The sequence below is a fragment of the Dorea sp. AM13-35 genome, from assembly GCF_003473885.1.
Lineage (GTDB): Bacteria > Bacillota > Clostridia > Lachnospirales > Lachnospiraceae > Dorea_D > Dorea_D hominis.
Genome location: NZ_QUCZ01000001.1, coordinates 495,834 through 521,267, shown reverse-complemented (window position 1 = coordinate 521,267; position 25,434 = coordinate 495,834). Strand labels below are relative to the sequence as shown.

Here is a 25,434-nt window from a genome sequence, read left to right as displayed (position 1 = left end):
AAAAAAGATTTTACATGCCAATACTATACTAAAAAGGAGTTGTCCTTATTATGAATAAGTATGGTATTGGCTTTTTCACGACAGCAGTTCTGGCAGTGCTGATCCTGACATTTGCCTATCAGTTCAGTTTCCAGAAGGCAAGAGAACATGCACAGGAAGAAGCGGAAGTAAAAAGAGAGACGCAGACAGTTCCTGCGGATGCAAATAAAAAAGAAGGATATTATCTGATAGAGGAAGGCGGATTCCTGGTTGTATATGCCAGTGATCGTAAAACTGTATATGAATATACAGATATTGCTTATGATGATCTGCCGGAGAAGGTCCGCAATGAGATCCGCTATGGAAAATATATCCGTTCCCAGGCAGATCTGTACGGATTTCTGGAAAATTATTCCAGCTGAAACCATAGAAAATGAAAAGATTTAAACGAATACAGATAAATGACGGAAAGGACAAAAGAGAATGGACGAGAAGAAAATCGCAAGAATTAACGAATTATATCATAAATCAAAAGAAGGAACACTTACTGAAGAAGAGAGAAAGGAACAGCAGATCCTGCGCCGCGAATATATTGATTCTGTCCGGATGAACCTGCGCGGTCAGCTTAATAATATTTCTATCAAAGAACATGACGGAAGTGTTACAGATCTGGGAAAAAGACATGCAGAAAAATATGGAAACAAAAAAGGAAATTAGATCCTGCATTTTAAAACAGCGGAGAGCACAGTCCAAAGAGACATGTGAGAAATCAAGCATGGTGATCGCCCAAAAACTGCTTGCCCTGCCGGAATACCGGAAAGCGAAGAATATTTACGCATATATGAATTTTTCGGGGGAAGTAAAGACAGAAATGATACTGAAAGAATCTCTCCGACTTGGCAAGAATCTCTGGCTTCCGAGAGTGAACGGTGATATTATGGATTTCTTCCGGGTCAGATCGAAAGATGACTTCGAGATCGGAGCATACGGAATCCTGGAGCCAAAAGGCGAGAGTAAAGCCGGGAAAGAAGAAGCAAGAGATGGCTTCATGGTTGTGCCGGGTGTTGCTTTTGATGCAGACAGAAACCGCATCGGCTTCGGCGGTGGTTACTATGATAAATATCTGGAACTATATCCGGAGCTTTTTACGGCTGCGGTTGCATTCGGATTTCAGATTGTAGAAGGTGTGCCGACAGAGGCGAATGATATCCGTCCACAGAAACTGATCACAGAAGAAAGGATATATGAATAATGAATTTACCAAAAGATCCGATGCTGCTTTTAAGCGTCGTGAATACAAAACTGCGCGACCAGTATACATCTCTTGATGCGTTGTGTGAGGATATGCAGGCAGACAGAGAAAAGATGGAAACTAAATTACAGAACATTGATTACACTTACGACGAAAATACCAACCAATTTGTATAGAAGAAAGGAAACAATATGTCAGATCATATGAAATACAACATCGATCTTATGCAAACTCCACCAGAGGAAGATACTGCGAGACAGTATTATTACATAGAAAAAGCAAAAAAATATGTACAGAAAGAGGCTGAGGAAGCAGGACGTCCACTGACTGCATGTATTACTACTTTTGGATGTCAGATGAACGCAAGAGATTCTGAAAAATTAAGGGGAATCTTACTGGATATCGGATATATGGAAGCACCTGAAGACGAAGCAGATTTTGTAATCTTCAATACATGTACCGTGCGTGAAAATGCCAATACCCGTGTGTACGGAAGACTGGGACAGTTAAAGCCTCATAAGAAGAAAAATTCACATATGAAGATTGGACTCTGTGGCTGTATGATGCAGGAGCCGGAAGTTATTGAAAAATTAAAGAAGAGCTATTCATTTGTGGATCTTGTATTTGGAACGCACAATATTTACAAATTTGCAGAGCTTATATGCCAGCGCTATGAAAGCGGTAAGATGGTTGTCGATATTTGGAAAGATACCGATAAAATCGTAGAAGATCTTCCGAATAAGAGAAAATATTCATTCAAATCGGGAATCAATATTATGTTCGGTTGTAATAACTTCTGTAGCTACTGCATTGTACCATATGTAAGAGGCCGTGAGCGAAGCAGAAAGCCGGAAGATATTATCCGGGAGATTGAGCGCCTTGTTTCAGACGGTGTCACGGAAGTTATGCTTCTCGGACAGAATGTCAATTCCTATGGAAAGACACTGGATGAGCCGATAAGTTTTGCGCAGTTATTGCAGAAAATTCAAAAGATTGAAGGACTTAAACGTATCCGATTTATGACTTCCCATCCAAAGGATCTTTCCGATGAACTGATCGATGTAATGGCAACTTCAAAGAAAATCTGTAAGCATTTGCACCTTCCGGTACAGTCAGGAAGTACAGAAATCTTAAAGAAAATGAACCGTCATTATACGAAAGAATCTTATCTGGAACTGGTAGAAAAGCTGCGTGCGAAAGTGCCGGATATTTCTCTTACCACAGATATTATCGTCGGATTTCCGGGGGAGACAGAAGAAGATTTTGAAGAGACGCTGGACGTTGTAAGAAAAGTCCGCTATGACAGCGCATTTACATTTATCTATTCCAAACGTACCGGAACACCTGCCGCAAAAATGGAAAACCAGGTACCGGCAGATGTTGTGAAAAAGAGATTTGACCGCCTTCTTCATGAAGTTCAATCCATCGCAGCTGAAGTATGTGCGGTTCATGAAGGAACAACACAGGAAGTATTGATTGAGTCTGTCAGCGATCATGATTCGACTATGGTGACCGGACGTATGAGTAATAACCTGCTTGTACATTTAAAAGGAGAGGCCTCCATGATCGGAAGCTATGTCAATGCACACCTGACAGAATGTAAAGGATTCTATTATCTGGGAGAACTTGCAGAATAAAATCATTTGCAATATCTTCCACCTATAAAGAGATACAAAAACGCTCAAACTATCTGGTAAGAAGGATAGTGAGGGCGTTTTTATGGGTAGAACCGGAAAATATCTCTGCCTCATCGGAATCGGAGGCAGTCTGTATTATGTATTTGAACAATTGTTTCGTGGATTTTCGCACTGGAGCATGTTTCTGCTTGGTGGAATCTGTTTCCTGTTTATTTATCTGCAGGGCAGCAAGATTGGATGGGATGAACCACTGTGGAAACAAATTTTGAGATGCGATATTTTTGTAGTTTCCATGGAATTTATGACAGGAATCGTTGTAAACTGTATGTGGCATATGAATGTATGGGATTATACAGATATGCCATTTCAGATCTTAGGGCAGATCTGTCTGCCTTTTGCAATCATTTTTGCAGGACTCTGTGCGGTTGGAATTTTTCTTTCCAGCTACCTTGCCTGTTACCTGTTCGGCGAAGAAAAACCTGTTTTTCATGTTCTGAGATGAGAAATTCTATCTTTTCCCACCGGAAAAATAATGTTATAATAAAATGTAAACTTAAAATCGATACAAAGGAGAATAGATGTGGCTGAATTAACACCAATGATGCAGCAATACATGAAAACAAAAGAAGAATACAAAGACTGTATCTTGTTTTATAGACTGGGAGATTTTTATGAAATGTTCTTTGACGATGCAATCACAGCATCAAAAGAACTGGAGATCACCCTGACAGGGAAGAACTGCGGGCTGGAGGAACGGGCACCAATGTGTGGAGTACCTTATCACGCTGTAGACAGTTACCTGAACCGGCTTGTGTCCAAAGGATATAAAGTTGCAATCTGTGAACAGGTGGAAGATCCTGCGACAGCGAAAGGAATTGTAAAGAGAGAAGTTGTCAGGATCGCAACACCGGGTACGAATCTGGATACCCAGGCATTGGATGAGACGAAGAACAATTATCTTATGTGTGTCGCATACATTGCAGACCGGTATGGTGTATCGGTTGCGGATGTGACAACCGGAGATTATTTTGTGACCGAGATAGAAGACAGTGAAAAGTTATTTGATGAAATTTACAAATTTATGCCCTCAGAGCTTATTTGCAATGAGGCTTTTTATATGAGTGGCATGGATTTTGACGATTTAAGAGAACGTCTTGGTATCACCGTTTACTCGCTGGATGCATGGTATTTTGATGATGAAATCTGCACAAAGACGCTGGAAGAGCATTTCCACTGTGCAACACTGGAAGGGCTTGGACTTGCGGATTATGACTGCGGTATTGTAGCGGCAGGTGCACTGTTCCAGTATCTGAAGGAGACGCAGAAGAATGCACTGACACATATGTCCAGACTGATACCGTATACGAATGGCAAATATATGCTTCTCGACAGTTCTACAAGACGGAATCTGGAACTTTGTGAAACAATGCGTGAGAAGCAGAAAAGAGGTTCCCTACTCTGGGTTCTCGATAAGACGAAAACTGCGATGGGAGCGCGGACACTGCGCAAGTATATTGAACAGCCATTGTTACATAAAAAAGAAATTGATGAGAGACTGGATGCGGTAGAGGAATTTAAAAACAATGCGATCGCAAGAGAAGAGATTCGAGAATACCTGACACCGGTCTATGACCTGGAACGTCTCGTCAGCAAGATTACATACCAGTCTGCCAATCCAAGAGATCTGACTGCTTTTGAGAGTTCCCTCTCCATGTTGCCACATGTAAAGACAATCTTAAGTGATATGCAAAGTACCCTGAACCGGGAACTGTACGATGCGTTAGATCCACTGGAAGATCTGTGTACATTGGTGAAAAAGGCAATTAAGGATGAGCCACCGCTTGCCATGAAAGAGGGTGGCATCATCCGGGATGGTTACAATGCAGAAGTAGACAAGTTAAGACATGCCAAGTCTGACGGAAAAGAATGGCTTGCCAAGTTGGAAGAAGACGAGCGGGAAAAGACCGGAATCAAGAATCTCAAAATCAAATATAATAAAGTATTCGGCTATTATCTGGAAGTAACTAATTCTTTCAAGAATCTGGTGCCGGAGTACTATACAAGGAAACAGACACTTGCCAATGCGGAACGCTACATTATTCCAGAATTAAAAGAACTGGAAGACACGATCCTCGGTGCAGAAGATAAGCTGTATGCGCTGGAATATCAGCTCTACTGTGAGGTGCGTGACACGATTGCAAAAGAAGTTGTGCGTATCCAGACAACAGCGAAAGCGGTTGCGAAGATTGATACTCTGGCTTCTCTGGCACTGGTCGCTGAACGTAATAATTATGTGCGTCCGAAGATCAATGAGAAAGGTGTCATTGATATCAAAGACGGCAGACATCCGGTCGTAGAGAAGATGATTCCGAATGATATGTTCATTACAAATGATACTTATCTGAATGATAAGAAGAAAAGAATTTCTATCATCACCGGACCGAACATGGCTGGAAAGTCAACTTATATGCGCCAGACAGCCTTGATCGTACTGATGGCACAGATTGGATCCTACGTTCCGGCATCTTCGGCAAATATCGGACTTGTTGACCGTATTTTCACCCGAGTGGGAGCATCGGATGATCTGGCTTCCGGACAGAGTACCTTTATGGTAGAGATGACAGAAGTCGCGAATATTTTACGAAATGCGACAAGCAAGAGTCTCCTGATCCTTGATGAGATTGGGCGTGGAACAAGTACCTTTGACGGACTGAGTATTGCGTGGGCAGTGATTGAGCATATCAGCAACAGTAAACTGCTGGGAGCAAAGACATTATTTGCAACGCATTATCATGAGCTGACGGAACTGGAAGGAAAGATTGATAACGTGAATAATTACTGCATTGCCGTGAAAGAAAAAGGCGATGACATTATCTTCCTTCGTAAAATCGTAAGCGGTGGTGCGGACAAAAGTTATGGTATTCAGGTGGCGCGTCTTGCCGGTGTCCCAGCTTCTGTTACAGACCGTGCAAAAGAAATTGTAGAAGAACTGGTGCAGGCAGACATCACGTCACGGATCAAAGATATTGCAGTGGCAGGAAGTGAGTCGAAACACAAAGCAAAGAAATATGATGATGTGGATCTGGCACAGATGTCATTGTTTGATACCGTCAAAGATGATGATGTACTTCAGGAACTCAAAAACCTGGATGTAACGAATCTGACGCCGATTGACGCACTGAATACACTGTATCAGTTGCAGAACAAGTTAAAAAACAGGTGGTAGTTTATGTCAAACATACATGTATTAGATCAGATAACAATTGATAAGATCGCAGCCGGAGAAGTGATTGAACGTCCGGCTTCTGTTGTAAAAGAGCTGGTAGAAAATGCCATTGATGCCGGTTCCGGTTCTGTGACTGTAGAGATCAAAGAAGGCGGCATTTCTTATATGCGCATTGCTGACAACGGCTGCGGAATTGCACGGGACGATGTTCAGAATGCATTTCTCAGACATTCTACGAGCAAGATCCGCGCTGCCGAAGATCTGGAACATATTGCATCTTTAGGCTTTCGTGGTGAAGCGTTGTCCAGTATTGCGGCTGTCTCACAGGTCGAGATGATTACAAAAACAAAGGAACAGCTTCTTGGAACGCGTTACCAGATCGCCGGTGGGAAAGAAGAAGAACTGGAAGATACCGGAGCTTCGGATGGAACAACATTTCTGATCCGTCAGCTTTTTTATAATGTACCGGCAAGACGGAAATTTTTGAAGACACCGATCACCGAAGCAAGCCATGTCGGCGATCTGATGACGAGACTTGCACTGTCGCACCCGGAGATTTCTTTCCAGTTCATCAATAACGGGCAGTCCAGACTGCATACATCCGGAAATGGAAATTTAAAAGATGTCATTTATCACGTATATGGAAGAGAGATTACTGCTAATCTCATTCCTCTGGAATATAAGAATAACGGGCTTTCCTTAAGCGGCTACATTGGAGCGCCGCTCATTTCCAGAGGAAACCGTAATTTTGAAAATTATTTTATTAATGGCCGCTACGTGAAAAGTAATATTATTTACCGTGCCATTGAAGATGCATATAAAGATTTTTCCATGCAGCATAAGTTCCCATTTACTGTCTTTCACATTACGATTGATGGAGAACATGTAGATGTGAATGTCCATCCAACAAAGATGGAGCTTCGGTTTAACAATCAGCAGGAAGTGTATAATACACTCTATGAAGCAATCGACTCGGCACTTCACGGAAGAGAACTGATTCCGAAGGTGACACTAGATGAGCCGAAAGTGCCGAGGGCAGAGGTTGTGCCGGTAACGAAGGAAAAGCAAAATTTCCGTACAACCGGATCTTCGGTCAGCTTTGCATCAACTGCCGGGAATATGACAAAACAGGCAGCGCAATCAGAAATGTGGGCTGGGGTGCAGACACCGGTGAAACAAAAATCGAAAATACCGCCGAAAGAAGAGAGGAATCTGGATTATTTCATGGAACAGATGAAAAAGCGTGTAACATCTTATCACCAGCAGAATTCATCTGCGGAAGTAAAGAGCCGGTCAGATATTTTTAAGCCTGAACGGCAGGCAGACCGGATAAGAGAAGCGGTGTCGCAGTACAAAGCGACTGCAAGGGATGCGAAAAAACAAGAGTTTCCTAAAAAGACAGATGTAACACCAGAAATACCGGGAACTGCTAAAACAACGACTGAAAAGACAACAGCAAATGAACAAGGTATTGACATCAAAGCAAATGAAAAACCGGAACAGATGGATCTCTTTGAAGATCGTTTTCTTGACAAAGAACGAAAAGCAGATTATACGTTGATTGGGCAGATTTTCGATACCTACTGGCTTGTCCAGTTCGAAAATAGTCTGTATATTATCGACCAGCATGCAGCACATGAAAGAGTTCTGTATGAACGGACATTGCGGGAAATGAAAAACCGGGAATTCACATCCCAGATGATCAGCCCGCCGATCATTCTGAACCTGACGATGCAAGAGGCGGAGCTGCTCAGACAGTACATGGATCGCTTTACAAGAATTGGATTTGAGTTTGAAGAATTCGGGCAGGATTCTTTTGCGGTAAGAAGTGTTCCGGATAATCTGTTCAGCATTGCCAAAAAAGATCTGCTTCTGGAAATGATTGACCATTTATCGGATGAGCTTAACAGAAACCAGCCGTCCGACCTGATTGATGAGAAGATTGCGTCTATGTCCTGCAAAGCGGCTGTAAAAGGCAATATGAGTCTTTCTGCTGCAGAAGTCGACACCTTGATCGGCGAACTGCTTCTTCTGGATAATCCGTATCATTGTCCACACGGAAGACCGACGATTATTTCCATGACTAAACGGGAGTTAGAAAAGAAATTTAAGAGGATTGTATAATGAAGAAAAAACCATTGATCATTCTTACCGGTCCGACGGCCGTTGGCAAGACAAAGGCCTCCATCGGACTTGCAAAAGCAGTTGACGGCGAGATTATTTCTGCTGACTCGATGCAGGTTTACCGGCATATGGATATCGGTTCTGCGAAGATAAAACCAGAAGAGATGGAAGGCATACCGCATCACCTGATTGATGTACTGGAGCCGGATGATGAATTTCATGTTGTAAAATTTCAGCAGCTTGCCAAAAAAGCGATGCGGGAAATCTGGGAACGCGGGCATATCCCGATCGTTACCGGTGGAACCGGCTTCTATATCCAGGCATTGCTTTATGATATTGATTTTGATGAAAATGAAAAAGAAGATGCATGCCGGAAAGAACTGGAAGCTTATGCCAGAGAACATGGAGCAGAAGCTTTGCATGAGAAGCTTGCTTTGGTTGATCCGGCATCTGCTGAAATGATTCATCCAAATAACATCAAGCGTGTGATACGTGCGCTGGAATTTTATGAGCAGACCGGAAAACGAATTTCCGAACACAACGAGACACAGCGTCAAAGGGAGTCCCCGTATGCATTTGCCTATTTTGTGCTGACAGATGACAGAGCACATCTGTACGAACGTATTAACCGGCGTGTCGATCAAATGATTGAGGAAGGTCTGGTAAATGAAGTACAGGCTTTAAAAGACAAGGGCTATACAAAGCAGCTTGTTTCCATGCAGGGACTTGGCTACAAAGAAATTCTGGATTATCTGGATGGCAATTGTACGCTGGAAGAAGCTATTTATACAATTAAACGAGATACAAGGCATTTCGCCAAACGTCAGCTCACCTGGTTTAAGAGAGAGCGGGATGTAATCTGGATCAACAAACAATCATTTGGTTATGAGGCGGAGCAGATTTTAGACGAAATGCTTTCAAAACTCCCGTGGAAGGCAGAAGAAAAATAATATATATAATGAGAGGGTAAGAACATGTCAGAGATTACAAATATGTATGAAAAAATGGGTATTCGCCCGGAAGTACTGAAATTTGGAAATACTATTGAAAAAGATTTAAAAGAACGTTTTGACGAGATTGATCAGCGTGCCGAGTACAATCAGTTAAAAGTATTGCACGCTATGCAGAAAAATCACGTAAGTGCAGACTGCTTTAACTATGTCAGCGGATATGGATATGACGATCATGGAAGAGATACACTGGAGAAAATTTACGCAGATGTCTTCCATACAGAAAGTGCACTGGTTCGCCCACAGATTACCTGTGGAACACATGCGCTGGCACTTTCTCTTGCAGCGAATTTACGCCCGGGAGACGAGCTTTTGGCGGCTGGCGGCAAGCCTTACGACACACTGGAGGAAGTAATCGGTATCCGCCCTTCCAAAGGATCGCTTGCAGAATATGGGATTTCTTACAGACAGGTAGACCTTCTGGAAGATGGGACATTTGATTTTGATTCCATCCGTGAAGCAATCAATGAAAAAACAAAGATGGTTACGGTACAACGTTCCAAAGGTTACCAGACGCGTCCGAGCTTTTCTGTTGCACAGATCGGGGAAGTGATCCGTTTTGTCAAAGAGATCAAACCAGGAGTGATCTGCATGGTTGATAACTGCTACGGAGAATTTGTAGAAGAAATCGAGCCAAGTGATGTAGGTGCGGATATGGTTGTCGGTTCTCTGATCAAAAATCCGGGAGGCGGACTTGCGCCGATCGGCGGCTATATTGCCGGTAAAGAAGAACTGATTGAAAACTGTGCATATCGTCTGACTTCTCCAGGACTTGGAAAAGAAGTCGGCGCATCTCTCGGAATCATGCAGTCATTCTATCAGGGACTGTTCCTTGCCCCGACAGTTGTAGCAAGTGCATTAAAGGGTGCTATTCTTGCGGCAAAAATTTATGAAAAACTGGGGTACCCGGTTGTACCAAACGGAACGGAAAGCCGTCATGATATTATCCAGGCAGTAGAACTTGGCTCTGCCGAGGCAATGATTGCCTTTTGTCATGGTATCCAGGCGGCCGCACCGGTAGATTCCTATGTTGCTCCGGAACCGTGGGCAATGCCGGGATATGACAGTGATGTAATTATGGCGGCGGGTACATTTGTACAGGGCTCTTCGATTGAGCTGAGCGCAGACGGACCAATCAAACCGCCGTATGCGGTTTATTTCCAGGGCGGTTTAACATGGCCAAGCGCAAAACTTGGAATCCTGATGTCTCTGGAACATCTTGTAAGAGCCGGTATTGTAAAATTATAAGCAATAAATATAAGGAGTATTTATGGCAAAGATCGTAATCATCGGAGGCGGTGCGGCAGGCATGACGGCAGCGATCGCAGCAGCCTGGACAGATCCGTCTCATGAGATTCTTATATTAGAACATAAAAATCAATTAGGAAAGAAATTATTATCTACCGGAAACGGTCGCTGTAATTTCACAAATGCTTATATGGAAAAAGAATGTTTTTACAGTGATTCAAAAGATGTGATACCATGTGTTCTTGATAAATTCGGAACAGATGAGACGCTGGATTTCTTTCGAAAATTAGGTGTATATCCGAAAGACCGGAACGGTTATTACTATCCGAGATCGGATCAGGCACAGACAATCCAGCAGCTGTTGATTCTTGAATTAAAAGCACTGGGCGTAACATATAAGACAGACATTCATGTAACCGAAGTGCAGCGAAATAAAAAAGGATTCCGCATTTTTACAGATACACCGGGAATGAGTATTCATGCCGATCGGTTGATTCTCGCATGTGGTGGACGCGCAGCGGCTGTTCTTGGTTCAGACGGAAGCGGATATACACTTGCAAAGATGCTTGGACATTCGCTTGTTCCGGTTGTTCCGGCACTTGTGCAGTTAAAAGTAAAATCGCATCCACTGGCAAAGGCTTCCGGTGTGCGCACAGAAACAAAAGTTGAAATCTTTGATGGAAGCGATATGAACAATCACCCCGTAATTCTCGGAAGCGACACCGGAGAAGTTCAGATCACTGCTTATGGCATTTCCGGTATACCGGTATTTCAGATCAGCCGTCTGGCGGCAAAACTTTTGTATGAGAAAAAGACGCCGGTTGTACGGATAGATTTCTTTCCTGGAATGTCTGAAGAAGAATTAAAATCCTATTTACAGAAACGTACACAGAACCGTGAAACTTATATGGTTTCCGAATTTCTACTCGGTCTTCTGAATCAGAAACTAATCACAGTGCTTTTAAAAACGGCCGGAATACCGGAAAAACTGTATGTGAAAAAGTTGAAAACACCGGATTGGGATAGACTTATTTCTACATTAAAGAGGTTGGAACTTGTCATTTCTGACACGAATGGGTTTGACAATGCACAGGTTTGCGCCGGAGGTGTAAATCTTACAGAGATTGCATCTGATACAATGGAGTCGCGTATCTGTAAGGACCTGTATCTTGCCGGAGAGCTGCTGGATGTTGACGGCATCTGCGGAGGCTACAATCTGCAATGGGCATGGGCAAGTGGGTATCTTGCCGGATGTGCTGCCGCAGGTAAGAAAAACACCGGAAAATAAAAGTAATAAAATAACAGGAGTTAAAACGGATGATCCAAATTTCAAATCTGAAACTACAGATTCCACATACAACAAAGCGTCTTAAGGAAAAAGCTTTGAAACAACTGCACATCCGCGAGCAGGACCTTATCGGATTCCGGATTGCAAAACGTTCTCTGGATGCACGGAAAAAGCCGGTGTTGTATTATGTCTATACACTGGAACTGTCAGTAAAAAACGAAGCAGGATTACAGAAGAAAAATCTGCCGAAAAATGTAAACGTCTGCAAAGCAAAGCCGATATATGCACCGGTTCCAACCGGCACAGAAACACTTGCACATGCGCCGATAATCGCCGGAAGCGGACCGGCAGGATTATTCTGTGCATATAGCCTGGCAAAAATGGGCTATGCACCGGTTCTTGTAGAGCGGGGAGAAGATGTGGATACACGAATGCAGGATGTAGAAGCGTTCTGGAACGGAGGCTCTTTAAAGCCCAATTCCAATGTCCAGTTCGGAGAAGGTGGAGCCGGAACGTTTTCAGACGGAAAACTGAATACGTTGGTTCACGATAAAGAGGGCAGAGGCAGAGCTGCTCTGGAAACATTTGTAAAATTCGGAGCGCCTAAAAAAATTCTTTATGATAATAAACCACATGTAGGGACAGATATTCTTGCTGTTGTTGTAAAACGTATGAGAGAAGAAATCTGCCGTCTGGGCGGACAAGTCCATTTTCATACACAGGTAACAGAACTTTTAACAGAAGAGGGAAAGCTTACCGGAATAAAACTTCAGGATACACATAGTGGCGAAGTGACAGACAAGCCAACGCAGGCACTTGTCCTTGCAATCGGACACAGTGCAAGAGATACATTTGAAATGCTGAAAAGAAAAGAAATTCCGATGACAACAAAGGCTTTTGCGGTTGGTGTCCGTGTGGAACATAAACAGTCCATGATCAATGAAAATCAGTATGGAAGCGCACAGCCGGATGGACTTCCGGCAGCTCCATATAAATTGACTGTCAATCTGGAAAATGGAAGAGGCGTCTATACTTTCTGTATGTGTCCGGGCGGATATGTCGTGAATGCATCTTCGGAAGCCGGAAGACTTGCCGTAAATGGAATGAGTTACAGTGGCAGAGATGGTCAAAATGCGAACAGTGCAGTTATTGTCACGGTAACACCGGAAGATTACGGCACGGATGATGTACTTGCAGGAATGGCATTTCAGCGGAAACTCGAGGAAGCCGCATACAGAGCAGGAGAAGGGAAAATCCCGGTGCAGTTATTCGGAGATTTCTGTGAAGACAAAGCTTCTGAAGCAGAAGGCAGAGTTACCCCACAGATGAAAGGTGCATATCACTGGACGAACCTGCGTCCGGTATTCCCGGAAGTGATCGCTGATTCACTGGAAGAGGGGATACGCTCGTTTGATCAGAAGATAAAGGGATATGCGGATGCGGATACGGTGCTTTCAGGAGTGGAGAGCAGGACATCCTCTCCGGTACGCATTCTGCGGGATGAGACACTGCAGAGCAGCGTGCGCGGACTTTACCCTTGCGGAGAGGGCGCAGGGTATGCCGGAGGAATTACTTCCGCTGCAATGGACGGGCTTAAGACAGCCGAAGCAATCAGCCGGGTTTACCGTCCTTTCGACATATCTGGTACATGTTAAGAAAAAATTAATGGGATAACTCTATACACTTTTTCGGAAATATGATAAAATGTATTGAGTTTTTCGAAGAGATAAACACGAGGAGGAGTACATATTATGAAGGGAAAAGGAGGCAAAAACGCCTGGGCTTTATTTCTGCTATTACTGGCAGGGATTGTTCTTGGTGGTTTTATTGGCATGCTGGCAGACGGTGTATCTTCACTGAACTGGCTCAGCTATGGACAGACGTTCGGACTGGATGATCCGGTGGTTCTGAATCTGGGACTGCTTGTTGTGACATTCGGACTTACAATTAAAATTACCATTGCAAGCATCATTGGCGTGATTGTAGCAATTTTCATTTATCGTTTCCTTTAATTTAAGATTTTAAAGGGATCGTCGTACGAATCTAAAGATGAGATGAATCAATCAAATACCATGAAAGAAATTCCAAGTGTGGAACGGCCTTATGAGAAATGTGTGGAGATGGGACCGGAGAGTTTGACAGATATCGAACTTCTGGCAGTGTTTCTCCGTACGGGGACCAAAGGTGAGAATGCTGTTGAACTGGCGAAAAGGATCTTATATGATTCCGGTCAGAACGGGATTCTGGGTATTCACCATTTTTCCTTACCCAGGCTTCTTAAGCTTAAGGGAATAGGGAAAGTGAAAGCCATACAGATTCTGTGTCTGTCAGAGCTGGCAAAACGATTGGCAAAAGCGTCTGCGAAAGAGCATCTCAGATTTTCATCCCCCACATCAATAGCTGATTATTATATGGAAGATTTACGGCATGAGAGTCAGGAAGTTATGAAACTTCTGATGCTGAATACAAAAGCGGAACTGATCTGTGAACGAAACATTTCAAAAGGAACAGTGAAAGCATCGATCATTACGCCGCGAGAGCTTTTTGTGGAAGCTTTGAAACAGGAAGCTGTATCCATTGTGCTGTTACATAATCATCCGAGCGGAGATCCGACTCCGAGCGCGGATGACCGACTGATCACAGGTCGTATCGCACAGGCAGGAGCGCTGGTTGGAATTGATTTGTTAGATCATATTATTATTGGCAATCATTGTTATATGAGCTTTCGCGAAGAAGGACTATTAGAAAATGCTTGAGAAAGGATAAATATCAGATGGCAAGAAATACTTACGGACTGGATCTTGGATCTTATGAGATCAAGGTATATGATAAGAAAAAAGATACGATCTGGAAAGAAAAAGATGTAATTGCGATCAAAGACGGTACGGAGATTTTCGCTGTCGGAGATGATGCATATGGCATGTATGAGAAAGCACCGGACAACATTAATGTTGTATTTCCAATGAAGGAGGGTGTAATTTCCCATTTTAATGATATGCAGTTTTTGCTCCAGAATCTGTTGAAGAAAGGAAGACAGTTCGCCAGAGGTTCGGAATATGTAATCGCAGTTCCGACGGATGTGACAGAAGTTGAGAAAAAGGCATTCTTTGACCTGGTGATCCATTCTACTGCAAAGGCAAAAGAAGTAAATATCGTGGAGCGTTCCATTGCAGATGCAGTCGGGCTCGGACTTGATGTCAAAGAGACAAAGGGTGTGCTTATCGTGAATTTTGGCGGTGAGACGACAGAACTATCGGTTCTTGCAGAAGGCGGTATGGTTTTGAACCGGCTGTTAAAGCTCGGCGGAACAGCCTATGACCAGGCAATCGTTAATCTGGTGCGGCACAGCCATGATTTCCTGATCGGTCATCATACAGCTGAGATCTTAAGAAAACGTTTCGGCGTTTTTACCGGCGAGAAAGATGCAGCACTGTCTGTTGCAGGACGTGATCTAATCACAGGACTTCCAATGCGTAAGACAATTTCTTATACATTGATCCGTGCAGCGCTTCGTGATCCTTTGCTGGACTGCGTACGCGCCATTCATTCCTTACTTGACAGGACACCACCGGAAGTACGCAAAGCGATTCATGAGAACGGGATCTACCTGACTGGTGGCATGGCATATATGCCGGGACTTGAGACCTATATCGAGAAGGCAACCGGTATCCATACATCGACGTCGTCGGAACCGGACATTTGTGTCGTAAACGGATTAGAGAAAATCATTAAATCAAAAGAATTAAGCAAACTTGCATACTCAATGTTAGATCAAAATTATAGGTGGATGAGATAATATGAAGATAAAGAATCAATCGTCACTTCCAAGCAAATACTGGCTTCTGATCATAGCGGTTGTCTGTATACTTCTGATGGGAATTGAACATTTTACCGGCCATGCCGGTCCGGTTACTTTTGTTGCCAACTATACGGTTATTCCAATGGAAAAAGGGATCAGCTATGCCGGTACATGGATGAGTGACGTATCCAAAAACTTTCAGACAATGAAAGATATGACGAAGGAAAACAAAAAATTACAGAAAAAAGTAGATGAGCTTACAACCGATAATACAAGGCTCCGTCAGGAACAGTATGAACTGGACAGGCTCAAGCAGTTATACAAACTGGATGAAAACTACTCGGATTATAAGAAAATCGGAGCGCATGTCATTGCCGATAATGGCACGAACTGGTTCAGTGATTTTATAATTGATAAGGGAAGCAAAGACGGTATCAAAAAGAACTGCAACGTTCTTGCCGGAAGCGGTCTGGTCGGTATTGTCACAGAAGTCGGACCACATTATGCAAGAGTTCGTGCATTGATTGATGATGCAAGCAATGTCAGTGCAATGATGCTTTCTACTTCAGATACCTGTATTGTCCGCGGAGATTTAAAACTTGCCTCTGACGGACGACTCCGTTTTGAAAAACTTGCCAATAACGACAATAAGATTGAAGTGGGAGAGCAGGTTGTCACATCCCACGTCAGTGACCGCTACTTACAGGGACTGTTTATCGGATATGTCAGTGAAGTGAAGGTAGATTCCAACAATCTGACGCGTTCTGGTTATATTACACCAGCTGTTGATTACAGCAAGATCCAGGAAGTGCTTGTCATTACAAAAACCAAGCAGGAGATGATCAGCAGCCGGTCAAAAAAGAAGTAAGAAGGAGTAAGGATTCATGAAAAGAAAAGTAATTACTTTTTTCATCATATTAATCAGTTTCCTTTTGCAAAGTACGCTATTTGTCAAACTGAAATTCGGTGCAGTAAGTCCGAATCTTATGCTCGTAGTAACGTCCTCCTTCGGATTTATGAGAGGACGCAAATCCGGAATAGCTGTCGGTGCCATATCCGGACTTTTAGTAGATATATTCTGGGGACAGCTCCTTGGATTTCATACACTGCTATATACCGTGATCGGATATCTGAACGGTTCGTTTGAGCGCCTTTTTTACGATGAAGATATCAAACTTCCGATCGTACTGATCTCCGCAAGCGAATTCTTATATGGAATCTGTATCTATGTATTTGTATATATGCTGCAGGGAGACTTTGCATTTGGAACATACCTGTTCAGTATTATTATACCGGAACTTGTATACACCATACTGGTAACCCTGATCCTTTATCAGGTGATCCTTCATATTAACCGAAAACTTGAATCAGAAGAACAAAGGAGTGCTAGTAAATTTGTCTAATTTATTCGAACGATTGAGAGATCGTATTGCAGAAATATTTAAATCCAGAATATTTGTTGCCGTTGTTGTATTCTGTATTATGTCTGCGGTTTTGGTACAGCGTGTCTTTTATTTGCAGATTGTAAAAGGGCAGGAATATCTGGATAACTATAAACTGCAAATCCAGAAAACAAAAGATGTTGAAGGTACCCGCGGGAATATTTATGACCGTAACGGAAAGCTGCTTGCTTATAATGAACTGGCATATTCTGTTACGATTGAAGATAACGGAGAGTATGATACTTTAAAAGAAAAGAACAAAGCTCTGAACAAGATCATCACAACGGTAATCAAGATGGTTGAATCAAATAGTGATACGGTGATCAATAACTTTGGTATTATTCTTGACAAGGATAAAGAATATGTATTTGCCGCAGAATCAGATACACAGAGACTTCGTTTTGTTGCCGATGTTTACGGCAAGAGGACGATCGATGAGCTCAGCAAAGAGCAGAAAAATGAATCTGCTGCAGATATTATCCATTACCTCTGCACAGACAAGCGGAGTGGTTACGGAATCAATGAGAAGAAGCTGGATAAGCAGAGTGTTCTTAAGCTGATCAATATTCGCTATGCGATCGCTTTGAACAGTTATCAGAAATACATTGCAACAACGATTGCAGAAGATGTCAGCGATGATACCGTTGCAGATGTAATGGAAAATATGGATCATTTACAGGGAGTCAATATCGATGAGAAATCACTCCGTAAATATACGAACAGCAAATGTTTCGCCAATCTGATCGGTTATACCGGACAGATTTCTACGGAAGAATACGATGCGTTGAGCCAAAAAAAACAGAAAGAATACGATAAGACCGATACCGTTGGTAAAGCCGGTATTGAAAAAACAATGGATACAACCTTAAAAGGTAAAAAAGGAACAGTCAAGCTGTATGTTAATAACGTAGGTAAAGTTCTGGATACTGTTCAGGGCAAGAAGGCAAAAGCAGGAAACGACCTTTATCTTACAATTGATGCGGATCTGCAGGTTGCAGCTTATAATATTCTGGAACAGGAACTTGCCGGAATTATATTAAGTAAATTGCAGAATACTTTGAATTATGACCGTACGAAGGTATCCGACGGAAGTGATGTGATCATTCCGGTTGGTGATGTATATAATTCCTTCATTTCCAATGATATTCTGGATATGACACATTTTTCGGATGATGATGCCAAGTCTACAGAAAAGGCAGTTCACAAAACATTTTCATCCAATAAAAAAGCCGTGCTTAAAAAGCTCAAAAAAATGTTAAACAGTTCAGGTGCTGCCGCATATAAAGATCAGTCAAAGGAATATCAGGCATACTTGAGTTACCTTGTTAATGATATGCTGACAAGCAATAATAAAGTACTGCTTTCAGGAAAAATCGATTCCAGTGACAAAACTTACAAAGCATGGCATGATTCTGAGACAATCAACATTAAAAAGTATCTGAACTATGCGATTTCCAAGAACTGGATTGATACTTCAAAATTAACAAATTATATGCCGAAGAGCGGAAAATATTCGGATTCTACAGAGCTATACAAAGCACTTGTTTCGTATATCATGGACGGACTGAAATCAAACAGCAGTTTTGATAAGATGATATACAAGTACATGATCAAAGCCGGTACAATCACCGGACGCCAGATTTGTCTGATGTTATATGAGCAGAATGTGCTGAAGAAGAGTGATGCACAGTATGCACAGTTAAAAGCCGGTAGTCTTGGCTCTTATGATTTTATCCGTGCAAAGATCAAGAAACTGGAAATCACGCCGGGCGAGCTGGGACTGGAACCATCTACAGGCTCACTTGTCATGACGGATCCAAATAATGGAGATGTGCTGGCATGTGTATCTTATCCGGGATATGACAATAACAAGCTGGCAAATACAATGGATTCCAATTATTACAGCAAGCTGTTAAATGACAGTTCCAGACCGTTATATAACAGTGCAACGCAGGAAAAGACAGCGCCCGGTTCCACATACAAGCCACTGTCTGCAATTGCCGGATTATCGGAAGGTGTTATTACAACATCATCTATTATTAATTGTTCCGGTATTTATAAGAAAGTAACACCGAATCCAAAATGCTGGGCTTATCCGAGTGCGCATGGAAGTCTGAACGTCTCACAGGCAATCCAGCATTCCTGCAACAGCTTCTTCTATGAAGTCGGATACCGTCTGAGTCTGAAACAGAATGGACTGAATCAGATACAGTCAGACAATGCAGAAGGAAAAGCAACTTCTTCTTATTATTCCAGCGACCGTGGACTTAATGTACTGAAGAAATATGCGAAAAAATTCGGACTTGGAAGTACTTCCGGTATTGAGATTCCGGAGGCGCAGCCACAGATTTCTGATGATTCTTCTGTTCCGTCAGCAATTGGACAAGGTACAAATAACTACACGACCAGCCAGCTTGCAAGATATATTACAACTGTTGCAAATAAAGGAACTGTATACAATTTGACAGTTCTTGATAAAGTAACCAATGTTAAAGGAAAGAGGATCAAATCTTACAAAGCCAAAGTAAAGAATAAGATCACAGATGTTCCGGATTCCACTTGGAGTGCAGTACACACAGGTATGCGTAATGTGGTACTTCTGGAACATAATGATATTTTCTCGAGCCTGAATCATACAAATCTCGCAATTTCCGGTAAAACCGGTACTGCACAGCAGGGAAAGACACATCCGGATCATGGATTGTTTGTCGGATTTGCGCCAAGCAATTCTCCGGAAGTCGCATGGGCAATCCGTATTGCAAACGGATACAGCTCTTCCCGTGCGGCCGAAGTCGGAAGAGATGTTATGAAATACTATTACAACAAAGGCGACAAGAAGAAGATCATCACCGGAGAAGCTGCAACGATTGGAAGCGGTTCCGGAGGCGACTAAAAGAAAGAGGTGGTTCTATGTGAAAGATCCTGTTCTGATCAAAAGTAACAGATATGGTATGACTCTTCGTTTTGATCCGGAACTTCCGTTTGATCTGTTAAGAGAACGGGTTCACGAAAAACTGCATGCATTTACTCATTTTTTTAATCATGCATGTATGGTAGTAACTTTTGAAGGGCGTACGTTTACGAAAGAGGAAGAACAGGCAATGGCAGAGACAATTGAAGAATCTGCCGGGATTCAGATTCTGTGCCTGACAGACACGGAAGATAATACACAGGAAACACATACTATAACAGATACTCCGGTGTCTGGCAGACATCTGTGCCGTAAGACAAGAGACAATACTTCTAATGATACAGCAGGTGAAGCTTATGACTCCGCAGAGACAATACACACAGAGTATGGACTGTTCTACAGAGGCAATCTGAGAGGACGTGCCATCCTTGAAGCGGATAAAAGCATTGTAATTGTTGGAGATATTGAGACAGGCGCAACTGTCATATGTAAGGGCAGCGTTACAGTGACCGGGACGATATACGGAACAGTCATTGCAGGCGCAACTGGAGATTATAATGCGATGATCGCAGCAATTGATATGAAGCCAGAATTGCTTCGAATCGGTGAGATCGAAGTAAAACCAGTAATAGGAGGAAGTTATTCATGGGCGAGGTTATTGTAATTACTTCAGGAAAAGGCGGTGTAGGTAAAACAACTACAACAGCAAATATCGGTGCCGGCTTATCAGAAGCCGGCAAGAAGGTTGTCGTGATCGATACCGATCTCGGCCTTCGGAACCTGGATGTAGTCATGGGACTGGAAAATCTCATCGTATACAACCTGGTAGATGTGATCGAAGGCTCCTGCCGCTTAAAACAGGCGCTTATAAGAGATAAACGATATGAGAATCTATATCTTCTGCCTTCTGCACAGACGAAGGACAAGTCGGCAATATCACCGGGACAAATGAAAAAGCTGACTTCTGAATTAAAAGAAGATTTTGATTATATCCTGCTGGATTGCCCGGCGGGAATTGAGCAGGGCTTCCATAATGCGATCGCAGGTGCTGACCGCGCACTTGTAGTCACAACTCCGGAAGTGTCTGCGATCCGTGACGCAGACCGTATCATCGGACTGCTGGAAAAAAGCGGTCTCAGGGATAACGCATTGATCATTAACCGGATCCGCATGGATATGGTCAGACGCGGCGATATGATGTCCGTGGATGATGTGACAGAGATTCTGTCGATCCCTCTGATCGGTGCATTGCCGGATGATGAACACGTCGTCATTGGCACAAACCAGGGAGAACCCGTCATCGGAATTGACTCTCTGGCTGGAAAAGCGTATCGTAATATCAGCAGAAGAATTATGGGTGAAGATGTTCCATTTATGGATCTTAACAGCAGCCACAAATTCTTTTCAAAGCTTTCTGGAATTTTCCGGAAAGGGTAGGAGGCAGAGCCTATGTTAAAAAAATCTTCTGTTTTTGTTGCAAAAAACCGTTTAAAAGCACTGGTTACCAGCGACAGGGTGAAATGCACACCAGATTCTTATGATAAAATATGTCGGGAATTGTATGAGACGCTTTCCAAGTATATGGAATTTACAGAAGAGGATTTTAAAGTAGAAATATTCAGAACACAAATTTTAATTAGTTTTTCAGGAGAAGAAGAGTGAAATTACCAAAATTTACGAAACCGTATCGGTTAAGAGATTACAATTTTACATTAGTTACACTTGTTTTTATCTTATCTGTAATTGGAATACTTGTTGTAGGAAGTGCCAAGCAGGTATATCAAAGCCGTCAGGTACTGGGGGTCATGATCGGAATTGTCTTTATGATGATCGTCACATTCATTGATTATGTCTGGCTGCTTGATTTTTACTGGTTTTTCTATGGCTTTTCTATTTTTATACTGGGGCTGGTACTTGTTGCAGGTAAAAAGGTCGGCGGAGCGACTAGATGGATCGATCTGGGATTTACTACCTTCCAGCCATCTGAGATGGCAAAGATCCTGCTGATACTTTTTTTCGCAAAGTTCCTGATGGAACATGAACGGGATGTAAACGACCGTAGCACACTTTGCAAATATGCGATTCTTGCGGGATTACCGTTGGCGCTTATCATTATGGAGCCAAACCTTTCCACAACGATCTGTACTGCTGTGGTAATCTGTTTTCTGATTTATATTGCAGGACTCAGTTACCGCTTTATCGGAACTGTTTTGATAATTCTGATTCCGACAGCAATTATCTTTTTGAGCATTGTTGTGCAGCCGAACCAGCCATTCCTGAAAGATTACCAGCAGGAACGTATTCTTTCCTTCCTTGAACCGGATAAATATGCAGATGATGGAGCCTATCAGCAGAACAACTCTGTTATGGCAATTGGTTCCGGACAGCTTTCCGGAAAAGGACTGAATAATAATACAACAACCTCTGTAAAAAATGGTAACTTTATTCTGGAGCCACAGACTGATTTTATTTTTGCGATCATAGGTGAAGAATTAGGTTTCATTGGAAGTTGCGTTGTTATTGCTTTATTATTATTAATTGTGCTACAATGTATTCTGATAGGAATTCGAGCGAAGGACCTCGCAGGGAGGATCATCTGCTGCGGGGTAGGCGGACTCATAGGAGTCCAGAGCTTTATCAATATCGGTGTTGCGACAGGATTGATTCCGAACACAGGAGTTCCACTTCCGTTTGTCAGTTACGGAATGACTTCTCTTGTCAGTCTGTACATTGGTATCGGAATTGTATTGAATGTTGGTTTACAGCCGAAAAAATACAAATAAGGAGAGAATACAATGAACATAGGTCTAATTGCACACGATTCAAAGAAAACATTAATGCAGAATTTTTGTATCGCATACAGAGGTATTTTAAGCAGACATCATTTATATGCAACCGGGACGACCGGACGTTTGATCGAGGAAGTGACGAATCTTAATATTCACAAATATCTTGCAGGTTCCCTGGGGGGACAGCAGCAGTTAGGAGCACAGATCGCACAGAATGATATCGATGCACTGATTTTCTTAAGAGAACCATATGCACCGAAGCCAAACGATCCGGATCTTAATGATGTGATTCGGATGTGCGATACTTATAATATTCCGTTAGCAACGAATCTTGCTACGGCTGAACTTATTATTTTATCAATTGACAGAGGAGATCTTGACTGGCGTGAAATGTACCGATAATAACAGAAAAAAGAAATCATATTCCAGAAGGAGAAGACAACGTCAGCGGACACTGCGCCTGATGACAGGAATCTTTCTTGTGTTATGTGTTGTTGCCGGCTATCTTATCATTTCCGGCGGAATGGGAACGAAACAGCTTGTCTATGCCTATGAAAAGAAGCAGTATAATAAAGCAATATATACCGGTGAATTATTTGCAAAGGATCTGTGTCTTGTGAATGGCGATACAGAGATGTCCGGTGCTCCGGACAGTTCCACGTATAAAGCTGCGGCGCTGTTTGATGTGAACAATTCTAAGACCACGTATGCATATAATGCAACTGCAAAGATGTATCCTGCAAGTATTACGAAGATTATGACGGCTCTTGTTGCAATAGAGAGTGCAGATCTATCCGAAGAGGTCACCGTAGAAGTAGATTCCTCAGATTTTGCAGCCGATGAACAGACCTGCGGAATCCACAAAGGAGATAAACTGACACTGGAAGCGTTGTTAAACGGATTACTTCTGTATTCCGGCAATGACAATGCAGAGGCAATCGCTTATTACATTGGCGGAAGTATCGAAGGCTTCGCAGATATGATGAATAAGAAAGCACAGGAATTAATGGCTACTAACACTCATTTTGCAAATCCAAGCGGATTACATGATGAGAACCATTATACGACTGCCTATGATATTTATCTGATCTTCAATGAATGTGTCAAACACAAAGAGTTTACAGATATCATCGGAAGATCATCTTATACTGCGGACATTCAGAGTGCCAATGGAACAACACGAAAAGTAACCTGGAAACCGACGAACTACTATGCAACCGGAGAAGCTAAACGCCCATCAGGAGCGACTGTAGTAGGCGGTAAGACCGGAACTACCGCAAAAGCTGGAAACTGCCTTGTTCTTCTTGACCAGACAGATGAGAAGGCACCATATATATCGATTATAATGGGGGCTACATCAAAAGAATTGTTATATAAAGATATGTCATCCATTATTGATCAGATACCAAATACAAATTAGAATTTATATGTAAGGGGCAGCCAGAAATGATTGCCCCTTTTGTGTGTATGATTAATCGGACATGGAACCGATTCTTCCATACAGACTGATCAGATACAGCCCGCAGAGACCTACCAGTGTATAGATAATTCTGGAAAGCCATGTCAGATTTCCAAAAAGAAATGCCACAAAGTCAAAGCGAAAAATACCGATCAGAAGCCAATTGACGGCGCCAATAATGACAAGTGTTAATGATGTATTGTCAAACCATTTCATATTAGAAATACCTCCTTTTTGCTAGTATTACTAATATGACGGAAAATATACAGGATCTGTCATTTTATTCTATTTTAGAGGGACGAAATTCAAAATGGTAAAAGAATCACCGTTATACTATCCTTATTCGGATTATTTAAAAAATAAATATGGAGAGAAAGTATACAAGCTTCCAATTAATCTGCCAATCACCTGTCCAAACCGTTTAAACGGCAAACGTGGCTGCAGCTTCTGCGCAGAATGTGGAACCGGATTTGAATCTTTAGATGCAGTTTATACCGTTACCGAACAGCTTGCAAAAAATCAGGAACATATTGCAAAGAAATACAAAGCGAAGAAGTATATCGCTTATTTCCAGAATTATACAAATACATTTCTTCCACTTAATGATTTCCGGAAATATATGGAAGAAGCAGCACAGTTTCCAGATATTACAGAGCTTGCTGTCTCTACAAGACCGGATTGTATCAAAGTGGAATATCTTGATGTTTTACGTAGTGTTTCTGAACAATACCACTGCAATATCACGATTGAACTAGGACTGCAGACCGCAAATTATCATACACTTTTGAAGATTGACCGTGGACATACACTTGCAGAATATATTGATGCCGCAATACAGATAAAACGATACGGTTTTGATCTTTGCACACATGTAATACTAAATCTGCCGGGAGATACGATCACAGACAGCATCGAAACCGCAAAAATCTTAAGTGCTCTTTCTAATGATTGCGTGAAGGTACATTCCCTTTACATTGCAAAAAACACGCGGTTGTGTGAAGAATACGAAAATGGTACAATAACTTTGTGTTCCAAAGAAGAATATTTCCGGCGTGTAACGGTATTTCTTGAGTATCTGAAACCACGCATTGCAGTAGAGCGGCTTTTCAGCCGTATTCCGGAAAAAGATGCTGTATTCTGCAACTGGCAGACAAGCTGGTGGAAATTAAAAGACGAACTTGAAGCACATATGATAGCCGGAGAGCATTATCAGGGAAGATTATCCGGATATCTTGACGGTGCTGCACTAAATGAAAAATAGGGGGCTGTA

Annotated in this window: 26 protein-coding genes; 25 read left to right on the top strand and 1 reads right to left on the bottom strand. The window is 42.4% G+C overall.

The window, feature by feature from the left end:
• Positions 1 to 50 precede the first annotated feature (50 nt).
• From DW152_RS02550 to DW152_RS02440, 24 genes are all read left to right on the top strand, one after another.
• Positions 51 to 401 carry a hypothetical protein gene (locus tag DW152_RS02550; protein WP_207722375.1) on the top strand — a complete coding sequence of 117 codons (351 nt, stop codon included), beginning with the start codon at positions 51 to 53 and terminating at the stop codon, positions 399 to 401.
• Positions 402 to 462: 61 nt separating this feature from the next.
• Positions 463 to 696: a DUF896 domain-containing protein gene (locus DW152_RS13400; RefSeq protein WP_021861013.1), complete on the top strand. Its 234-nt coding sequence runs from the start codon at positions 463 to 465 to the stop codon at positions 694 to 696.
• On the top strand, positions 674 to 1,231 hold the full coding sequence (locus DW152_RS02545) for a 5-formyltetrahydrofolate cyclo-ligase (protein WP_243059755.1): 558 nt from the start codon (positions 674 to 676) through the stop codon (positions 1,229 to 1,231). Before DW152_RS13400 ends, DW152_RS02545 begins: the two co-directional genes overlap by 23 nt.
• Complete coding sequence (locus DW152_RS02540; RefSeq protein WP_021861011.1) at positions 1,231 to 1,407, top strand: DUF4250 domain-containing protein; 177 nt, start codon at positions 1,231 to 1,233, stop codon at positions 1,405 to 1,407. The genes DW152_RS02545 and DW152_RS02540 overlap by 1 nt, the downstream gene beginning before the upstream one ends.
• Positions 1,408 to 1,422: 15 nt before the next feature.
• Positions 1,423 to 2,868: a tRNA (N6-isopentenyl adenosine(37)-C2)-methylthiotransferase MiaB gene (gene miaB / locus DW152_RS02535; RefSeq protein ID WP_118287882.1), complete on the top strand. Its 1,446-nt coding sequence runs from the start codon at positions 1,423 to 1,425 to the stop codon at positions 2,866 to 2,868.
• 82 nt (positions 2,869 to 2,950) lie between these two features.
• Entirely contained in the window at positions 2,951 to 3,370 is a 420-nt protein-coding gene (locus DW152_RS02530; protein WP_021861009.1) for a putative ABC transporter permease, read from the top strand.
• Between the two features lie 78 nt (positions 3,371 to 3,448).
• Entirely contained in the window at positions 3,449 to 6,094 is a 2,646-nt protein-coding gene (mutS, locus tag DW152_RS02525; protein WP_021861008.1) for a DNA mismatch repair protein MutS, read from the top strand.
• Between the two features lie 3 nt (positions 6,095 to 6,097).
• Entirely contained in the window at positions 6,098 to 8,218 is a 2,121-nt protein-coding gene (gene mutL / locus DW152_RS02520; RefSeq protein ID WP_118287881.1) for a DNA mismatch repair endonuclease MutL, read from the top strand.
• Positions 8,218 to 9,168: a tRNA (adenosine(37)-N6)-dimethylallyltransferase MiaA gene (gene miaA / locus DW152_RS02515; RefSeq protein ID WP_118287880.1), complete on the top strand. Its 951-nt coding sequence runs from the start codon at positions 8,218 to 8,220 to the stop codon at positions 9,166 to 9,168. Before mutL ends, miaA begins: the two co-directional genes overlap by 1 nt.
• Before the next feature lie 24 nt (positions 9,169 to 9,192).
• Complete coding sequence (locus DW152_RS02510) at positions 9,193 to 10,476, top strand: methionine gamma-lyase family protein (protein ID WP_118287879.1); 1,284 nt, start codon at positions 9,193 to 9,195, stop codon at positions 10,474 to 10,476.
• A 22-nt stretch (positions 10,477 to 10,498) separates the two neighbouring features.
• Entirely contained in the window at positions 10,499 to 11,764 is a 1,266-nt protein-coding gene (locus DW152_RS02505; RefSeq protein ID WP_118287878.1) for an NAD(P)/FAD-dependent oxidoreductase, read from the top strand.
• A 29-nt stretch (positions 11,765 to 11,793) separates the two neighbouring features.
• Positions 11,794 to 13,419 (top strand): NAD(P)/FAD-dependent oxidoreductase, encoded by a 1,626-nt coding sequence (locus DW152_RS02500; RefSeq protein ID WP_118287877.1) that lies wholly within the window; start codon positions 11,794 to 11,796, stop codon positions 13,417 to 13,419.
• 96 nt (positions 13,420 to 13,515) lie between these two features.
• Positions 13,516 to 13,776, top strand: a complete 261-nt coding sequence (locus tag DW152_RS02495) for a DUF4321 domain-containing protein (RefSeq protein ID WP_021861002.1) — start codon at positions 13,516 to 13,518, stop codon at positions 13,774 to 13,776.
• A gap of 42 nt (positions 13,777 to 13,818) precedes the next feature.
• Positions 13,819 to 14,520, top strand: coding sequence for a RadC family protein (radC, locus tag DW152_RS02490; protein ID WP_117537200.1), 702 nt, complete (start codon positions 13,819 to 13,821; stop codon positions 14,518 to 14,520).
• Between the two features lie 17 nt (positions 14,521 to 14,537).
• Positions 14,538 to 15,560, top strand: coding sequence for a rod shape-determining protein (locus DW152_RS02485; protein ID WP_021861000.1), 1,023 nt, complete (start codon positions 14,538 to 14,540; stop codon positions 15,558 to 15,560).
• A gap of 1 nt (position 15,561) precedes the next feature.
• Complete coding sequence (gene mreC / locus DW152_RS02480; protein WP_021860999.1) at positions 15,562 to 16,431, top strand: rod shape-determining protein MreC; 870 nt, start codon at positions 15,562 to 15,564, stop codon at positions 16,429 to 16,431.
• 16 nt (positions 16,432 to 16,447) lie between these two features.
• Complete coding sequence (gene mreD, locus DW152_RS02475) at positions 16,448 to 16,966, top strand: rod shape-determining protein MreD (RefSeq protein WP_021860998.1); 519 nt, start codon at positions 16,448 to 16,450, stop codon at positions 16,964 to 16,966.
• Positions 16,959 to 19,898, top strand: coding sequence for a penicillin-binding transpeptidase domain-containing protein (locus DW152_RS02470; protein ID WP_186855355.1), 2,940 nt, complete (start codon positions 16,959 to 16,961; stop codon positions 19,896 to 19,898). The genes mreD and DW152_RS02470 overlap by 8 nt, the downstream gene beginning before the upstream one ends.
• A 19-nt stretch (positions 19,899 to 19,917) precedes the next feature.
• Entirely contained in the window at positions 19,918 to 20,580 is a 663-nt protein-coding gene (locus tag DW152_RS02465; protein ID WP_021860996.1) for a septum site-determining protein MinC, read from the top strand.
• Positions 20,562 to 21,353, top strand: a complete 792-nt coding sequence (minD, locus tag DW152_RS02460; protein ID WP_021860995.1) for a septum site-determining protein MinD — start codon at positions 20,562 to 20,564, stop codon at positions 21,351 to 21,353. The genes DW152_RS02465 and minD overlap by 19 nt, the downstream gene beginning before the upstream one ends.
• Before the next feature lie 12 nt (positions 21,354 to 21,365).
• Positions 21,366 to 21,578 (top strand): cell division topological specificity factor MinE, encoded by a 213-nt coding sequence (locus tag DW152_RS02455; protein WP_118287876.1) that lies wholly within the window; start codon positions 21,366 to 21,368, stop codon positions 21,576 to 21,578.
• Entirely contained in the window at positions 21,575 to 22,699 is a 1,125-nt protein-coding gene (locus DW152_RS02450; protein WP_118287875.1) for an FtsW/RodA/SpoVE family cell cycle protein, read from the top strand. The genes DW152_RS02455 and DW152_RS02450 overlap by 4 nt, the downstream gene beginning before the upstream one ends.
• A 12-nt stretch (positions 22,700 to 22,711) precedes the next feature.
• On the top strand, positions 22,712 to 23,107 hold the full coding sequence (gene mgsA, locus DW152_RS02445; protein ID WP_021860992.1) for a methylglyoxal synthase: 396 nt from the start codon (positions 22,712 to 22,714) through the stop codon (positions 23,105 to 23,107).
• Positions 23,091 to 24,125 carry a D-alanyl-D-alanine carboxypeptidase family protein gene (locus DW152_RS02440; protein WP_021860991.1) on the top strand — a complete coding sequence of 345 codons (1,035 nt, stop codon included), beginning with the start codon at positions 23,091 to 23,093 and terminating at the stop codon, positions 24,123 to 24,125. Before mgsA ends, DW152_RS02440 begins: the two co-directional genes overlap by 17 nt.
• A gap of 51 nt (positions 24,126 to 24,176) precedes the next feature.
• Here DW152_RS02440 and DW152_RS02435 read toward each other — a convergent pair whose 3' ends face one another.
• Positions 24,177 to 24,380, bottom strand: coding sequence for a DUF378 domain-containing protein (locus DW152_RS02435; protein WP_021860990.1), 204 nt, complete (start codon positions 24,378 to 24,380; stop codon positions 24,177 to 24,179).
• 94 nt (positions 24,381 to 24,474) lie between these two features.
• Between DW152_RS02435 and DW152_RS02430 the strand changes: the two genes are divergently transcribed.
• Positions 24,475 to 25,425: a TIGR01212 family radical SAM protein gene (locus tag DW152_RS02430; RefSeq protein ID WP_118287874.1), complete on the top strand. Its 951-nt coding sequence runs from the start codon at positions 24,475 to 24,477 to the stop codon at positions 25,423 to 25,425.
• Positions 25,426 to 25,434 lie beyond the last annotated feature (9 nt).

Bases quoted from the DNA above. Each gene is read 5' to 3' on its own strand.
- minD (WP_021860995.1), top strand. From the start codon at position 20,562: ATGGGCGAGGTTATTGTAATTACTTCAGGAAAAGGCGGTGTAGGTAAA.
- DW152_RS02485 (WP_021861000.1), top strand. From the start codon at position 14,538: ATGGCAAGAAATACTTACGGACTGGATCTTGGATCTTATGAGATCAAG.
- DW152_RS02530 (WP_021861009.1), top strand. From the start codon at position 2,951: ATGGGTAGAACCGGAAAATATCTCTGCCTCATCGGAATCGGAGGCAGT.
- mreC (WP_021860999.1), top strand. From the start codon at position 15,562: ATGAAGATAAAGAATCAATCGTCACTTCCAAGCAAATACTGGCTTCTG.
- DW152_RS02435 (WP_021860990.1), bottom strand. From the start codon at position 24,380: ATGAAATGGTTTGACAATACATCATTAACACTTGTCATTATTGGCGCC.
- DW152_RS13400 (WP_021861013.1), top strand. From the start codon at position 463: ATGGACGAGAAGAAAATCGCAAGAATTAACGAATTATATCATAAATCA.
- miaA (WP_118287880.1), top strand. From the start codon at position 8,218: ATGAAGAAAAAACCATTGATCATTCTTACCGGTCCGACGGCCGTTGGC.
- mutL (WP_118287881.1), top strand. From the start codon at position 6,098: ATGTCAAACATACATGTATTAGATCAGATAACAATTGATAAGATCGCA.
- DW152_RS02500 (WP_118287877.1), top strand. From the start codon at position 11,794: ATGATCCAAATTTCAAATCTGAAACTACAGATTCCACATACAACAAAG.
- radC (WP_117537200.1), top strand. From the start codon at position 13,819: ATGAATCAATCAAATACCATGAAAGAAATTCCAAGTGTGGAACGGCCT.
- DW152_RS02455 (WP_118287876.1), top strand. From the start codon at position 21,366: ATGTTAAAAAAATCTTCTGTTTTTGTTGCAAAAAACCGTTTAAAAGCA.
- DW152_RS02550 (WP_207722375.1), top strand. From the start codon at position 51: ATGAATAAGTATGGTATTGGCTTTTTCACGACAGCAGTTCTGGCAGTG.
- DW152_RS02430 (WP_118287874.1), top strand. From the start codon at position 24,475: ATGGTAAAAGAATCACCGTTATACTATCCTTATTCGGATTATTTAAAA.
- mgsA (WP_021860992.1), top strand. From the start codon at position 22,712: ATGAACATAGGTCTAATTGCACACGATTCAAAGAAAACATTAATGCAG.
- DW152_RS02510 (WP_118287879.1), top strand. From the start codon at position 9,193: ATGTCAGAGATTACAAATATGTATGAAAAAATGGGTATTCGCCCGGAA.
- miaB (WP_118287882.1), top strand. From the start codon at position 1,423: ATGTCAGATCATATGAAATACAACATCGATCTTATGCAAACTCCACCA.
- DW152_RS02540 (WP_021861011.1), top strand. From the start codon at position 1,231: ATGAATTTACCAAAAGATCCGATGCTGCTTTTAAGCGTCGTGAATACA.
- DW152_RS02505 (WP_118287878.1), top strand. From the start codon at position 10,499: ATGGCAAAGATCGTAATCATCGGAGGCGGTGCGGCAGGCATGACGGCA.
- mreD (WP_021860998.1), top strand. From the start codon at position 16,448: ATGAAAAGAAAAGTAATTACTTTTTTCATCATATTAATCAGTTTCCTT.
- DW152_RS02495 (WP_021861002.1), top strand. From the start codon at position 13,516: ATGAAGGGAAAAGGAGGCAAAAACGCCTGGGCTTTATTTCTGCTATTA.
- DW152_RS02545 (WP_243059755.1), top strand. From the start codon at position 674: ATGGAAACAAAAAAGGAAATTAGATCCTGCATTTTAAAACAGCGGAGA.